The organism is Thermogemmatispora onikobensis, from assembly GCF_001748285.1.
Classification (GTDB): Bacteria; Chloroflexota; Ktedonobacteria; order Ktedonobacterales; family Ktedonobacteraceae; genus Thermogemmatispora; species Thermogemmatispora onikobensis.
This window is the reverse complement of the sequence record NZ_BDGT01000101.1, coordinates 1-4,258: the sequence shown is the minus strand read 5'-3', so window position 1 is coordinate 4,258 and position 4,258 is coordinate 1. Positions and strand designations below refer to the sequence as shown.

General features: G+C 62.0%; 4 protein-coding genes. All 4 read left to right on the top strand.

All coding sequences use genetic code 11. The features are described 5' to 3' along the window. The first annotated feature begins 111 nt into the window (after positions 1-111). The 4 genes from uvrC (at position 112) to BGC09_RS21895 (ending at position 4,142) form a co-directional block, all read left to right on the top strand. Positions 112-2,100 (top strand): excinuclease ABC subunit UvrC, encoded by a 1,989-nt coding sequence (gene uvrC / locus BGC09_RS21905; RefSeq protein WP_069806328.1) that lies wholly within the window; start codon positions 112-114, stop codon positions 2,098-2,100. Positions 2,101-2,381: 281 nt separating this feature from the next. Further along, positions 2,382-2,720 carry an FmdB family zinc ribbon protein gene (locus BGC09_RS22395; protein WP_084659240.1) on the top strand — a complete coding sequence of 113 codons (339 nt, stop codon included), beginning with the start codon at positions 2,382-2,384 and terminating at the stop codon, positions 2,718-2,720. A gap of 202 nt (positions 2,721-2,922) precedes the next feature. Then, positions 2,923-3,135 (top strand): hypothetical protein, encoded by a 213-nt coding sequence (locus BGC09_RS21900; RefSeq protein ID WP_069806327.1) that lies wholly within the window; start codon positions 2,923-2,925, stop codon positions 3,133-3,135. Positions 3,136-3,362: 227 nt separating this feature from the next. Beyond that, positions 3,363-4,142: a sensor histidine kinase gene (locus BGC09_RS21895; protein ID WP_069806326.1), complete on the top strand. Its 780-nt coding sequence runs from the start codon at positions 3,363-3,365 to the stop codon at positions 4,140-4,142. Positions 4,143-4,258 lie beyond the last annotated feature (116 nt).

Sequence of the window (4,258 nt, the reverse complement as noted above, 5' to 3'; positions counted from 1 at the left end):
GTATAATGAGGCAGCAGTCCCCGGGAGAGCACAGGCAACAGACCAGCCATAGCCAGCAAGCAGCCAGGCAGACCGAGGCCAGCACAACAACAGCGAAGCACATAAGCCAAGATGAACGATAAAATTCGCAGTGTCCTCAACAGCCTGCCCCATAAGCCGGGCATCTACCTGATGAAAGACGCCCAGGGGCAGATCATCTACGTCGGCAAGGCCGTCTCACTCCACCAGCGCGTCCGCTCCTACTTTCAAGAATCCGCCGACCTCAGTCCCAAAAACCGCAGCATGGTCGCCCGCGTCGACGACATCGAATACGTTGTCGTCGAAAACGAAATCGAGGCCCTTGTTCTCGAAAGCAACTACATCAAACAATATCGCCCGAAATACAATGTCCTGCTGCGGGACGACAAAAACTATCCCTACATCAAAGTCGCCCTCAGCGAGGACTTTCCGCGTGTCTACCGCGTGCGCAACTACCAGCGCGACGGCAACCGCTACTTTGGGCCATACACCAGCTCAGCCGCCGTCGACGCCACCCTGGACCTGCTCAACAAACTCTTTCCCTTTCGCACCTGCCGCTACGACGGCAGCGCCTGGGCCCCACCGCGCAACGGCCAGACGCCGGCGGGCTGGAAACCCAAATATCTCAACCGGCCCTGCACCCAGTACTACATCCATCGCTGCCTGGCCCCCTGCGTTGGCTACGCCAGCCGCGAAGACTACGACGCCATCATCGCCCAGGTCATCCTCTTCCTCGAAGGCAAACACGAGGAAGTGCTCAAGCAGCTAGAGGCCCGCATGCACGAGGCTGCCGAGGCCCTCAACTTCGAGGAAGCTGCTCGCCTGCGCGACCGCATCCGCGCCGTTGAGCACATTCTGGAGAAGCAGCGCATCATCAACACCGAAGGGCAAGAAGACCAGGACGTCATCGCCCTGGCCGGCACCGAAGACGAGACCTGCGTCCAGGTCTTCTTTTTCCGCGGCGGCAAGCTCGTCGGGCGCGAATACTTCATCCTGCAGGGCACCCGCGACAGCAGCCCGAGCGAAATCATGAGTTCCTTCCTGCAGCAATTTTACGAAAGCGCGCCCCACATTCCCGCCGAAATTGTTCTCGAAGTTGAGCCAGACGACCGCGACATGCTGCTGGCCTGGCTCAGAAGCCGGCGCGGCAAGGCCCTCACCCTGAGCGTGCCGCGGCGGGGCGAGAAGCGCAGCCTGATCGAACTGGTCAAGCAGAACGCCCAGGAGGTGCTGGAGCAGCAGCGCATCAAATGGCTCAGCGACAGCCAGAAGACGCAGCTGGCCCTCGAAGAGCTGCAGGCCGCCCTCAACCTGGCGGCGCCGCCCTACCGCATCGAATGCTACGACATCTCGAACATCCAGGGCAGCAGCGCCGTCGGAGCAATGGTCGTCTTTGAAGCCGGGCGCCCCAAGCCGGCGGAGTACCGGCGCTTCCGCATCAAGAGCGTCGAAGGAGCCAACGACCCTGCCAGCCATCAAGAGATCCTGCGCCGCCGCTTCCGCCGCGAGCCGGTCCCGACCCGGGACGCCGTTGATGCCAGCGCACGCAACTCTAACGCGGACGACGAGCGCGCGGGCGTCGAGAACGCCGACGGCCAGGTCGCCAGCTTCAGCCACGACTGGCCCCTGCCGGACCTGATCGTCATCGATGGCGGCAAAGCTCAGCTCAACGCCGCCCTGCAGGTCCTGCAGGAGCTCCAGGTCGAAGTACCCGTCATCGGCCTGGCCAAAGAAGAAGGCTCGCACAGCCGCCTGCCGACCGCCGAAGAGATCCATCTGCCCAGGACCGCCGAGCCTCTGCGCCTGCCGCGCACCTCGCAGGGTCTCTACCTGCTGCAACGCATCCGCGACGAGGCCCACCGCTTTGGCATCACCTACCATCGCAAGCTGCGCAGCCAGCGCACCTTTACATCGCAGCTCGACGAGATCCCGGGCATCGGCCCCCGGCGCCGGCAGGCCCTGCTCAAGCACTTCGGCTCGCTACAGGCCATCCGCCAGGCCAGCATCGAAGAGCTGGCCGCCGTCGAGGGCATGACCCGCGCTGCCGCCGAGAAGGTCAAAGAATACATCGGCAGCTCCTAGCCAGGCCAGCAGCCGCTTCTCTCTGCGGGCCTGCTGCCGCCGGCTCGTGGCGAGCGCTAGCACTCCAGGCTTTCGATTGACAACGAAGAGATTGGCGATTACTATTTAATGTAGAGCATCTCGTAATTGAGCAGACGCTCTCTGGTCACAGAAGGAGGAAAGCGGCAACGCTTTCCCTCCTGTTTCTTATGAAGGAAAGGAAGTCATCACAAGAAGACCTCCTTTCCTCGTTTCGTTCGCTAGTGTTGAGCCATGTTCTGGCGCGGAGGTGACAGCATCCTATGCCCACGTATGAATATGCGTGCCGGGCATGTGAGCATCGTTTCGAGATCTGGCAGAAAATCACTGACGATCCTTTAACGGTCTGCCCACAGTGTGGCGGCGAGATCCATCGCGTGCTCTTCCCTACGGGGATTGTCTTCAAGGGGCACGGCTTCTATAAAACGGACTACAGTAGCTCCGGTTCCAACGGCAGCAGCTCGTCGCATAGCGCGAGCAGCAAGTCCAGCGAGAGCGAGAGCAGCAGCAGCTCCTCCTCCTCCTCCTCCTCCTCGGCGAGCGAGGGGAGCGGGAGCAACCAGGCACCAGTGGCCTCTAGCAGCAGTAGCAGCAGCTCCTGAGCCAGCCGGGGCCAGTGAGCGTGCCTCTATCTCTATCGCCAACAGCCGCAAGCAGGCCACCACAACGGCGGTCGTCCTTTCCTGACTCCCCTGACGCGCCGTCGCGTGGCGGGGAGAGGGGTCTGGCCCAGCCCGGCCCAGGTCCCAGGTCAGTCAGGAAGCCAGAACGAGCTGTCAACAGCACGAAGGGAGCAGAGAACGCATGGCTGAATCGGCCCTGGCCGCTCTACAGCGTCGGCAGATCGAAATCACCATTGGTGAGCTGTGGCTGGCCAGCGACTTCTATACGCGCCAGGAGATCATCGAGCGGCTGCGCCACCAGATCGCCCATGCCGATCCCAGCCTCGACCTCACCCAACTGAGCGAGGGCGCCAGGGAAGAGCTGCGCGACTTAGGTCTGATCCCGGCAGAATGAATGGATCAAGGAGTTGACGAGCGTGGCAGCTGTCGAGAGGTAGCAAGCGCCTGCGCTTGCCCGCCCCTCTTGACAGCGGCGCGCTCCTTCCCAAGAGCGGAAGCCCGTCTTCTTCACCTCGCTCTCCCCCAAAATTCCCAGTGGTTTCCGTCTCAACCGCCGGCCACGTGGATTAAGTGTATACTTAACGATGTACTAGCCACCGAGCGAGTAGGGAGGCCACACGCATGCGTGCTCACCGCAAGCAGTCGCAGGAAGAGGTTGTCAGGGCGCTGCAACAACAAGTAGATGAGTTGACTCGTACCAACATGCTCCTGCAAGAGGAGCTGGCGCGCAAAGAGCAGTTTACGGCGATGATCGCTCATGAGCTGCGTGGCCCGCTCGCTCCCATCATCAACTACGCCCAGATGATCGCCCGCCCCAACTGCCGCCGCGAAACAGTCGAGCGCGGCACAGCGATCATTATCAGCCAGGCCCAGCGCCTGAAACGCCTGGTCAACGACCTGCTTGACGCTTCCTACCTGTCCACCGGCCAGTTCAAACTCCTGTTAGGCGAGTGCGATATCGTGGCCTTGATCCGCGAGCTGGTTGAGCAGTTCCGCCCGCTGGCCCCTTACCACCGTCTGGCCGTCGAAGCCCCCGAGACCCCGCTTGTTGGGCGCTGGGACGGCGAGCGTCTGCAGCAGGCCGTCGGCAACCTGCTCGATAATGCCATCAAGTACTCCGACGAGCAGACAACCATTACGGTCCGTGTCAGTCAGCCGGAGGAGCACCTGGTGCGTGTGAGCGTTCACAACGTGGGGCGGGTCATTCCGGCAGCGGAGATCAATAGCATCTTCCGCCCCTACGTGCGCCTGCAGGCAGCGCGCAGCCGCCAGGGGTCGGGTCTGGGCCTCTACATTACGAAGAGCATCGTCGAGGCCCACGGCGGCACGCTCCGTTTGGAGCGTCCCGGTGCCGAGGACCAGGGCACTACTTTCTCGTTCGATCTCCCACTGCCCTCCTGATCCTGCCATCGCTTCACCCTCCTCTGGCCTTGCCTTTTAACGCTCCTCCCTGGTGATTTAAACAGGTGCCAACCTGGGAGTTTTCTCAACCGTCTTCCCCGGTCTTCTGACGGTGC

Excerpts from the sequence above, each read along its gene's own strand:
- BGC09_RS21895 (WP_069806326.1), top strand. The coding sequence starts at position 3,363 with ATGCGTGCTCACCGCAAGCAGTCGCAGGAAGAGGTTGTCAGGGCGCTG.
- uvrC (WP_069806328.1), top strand. The coding sequence starts at position 112 with ATGAACGATAAAATTCGCAGTGTCCTCAACAGCCTGCCCCATAAGCCG.
- BGC09_RS22395 (WP_084659240.1), top strand. The coding sequence starts at position 2,382 with ATGCCCACGTATGAATATGCGTGCCGGGCATGTGAGCATCGTTTCGAG.
- BGC09_RS21900 (WP_069806327.1), top strand. The coding sequence starts at position 2,923 with ATGGCTGAATCGGCCCTGGCCGCTCTACAGCGTCGGCAGATCGAAATC.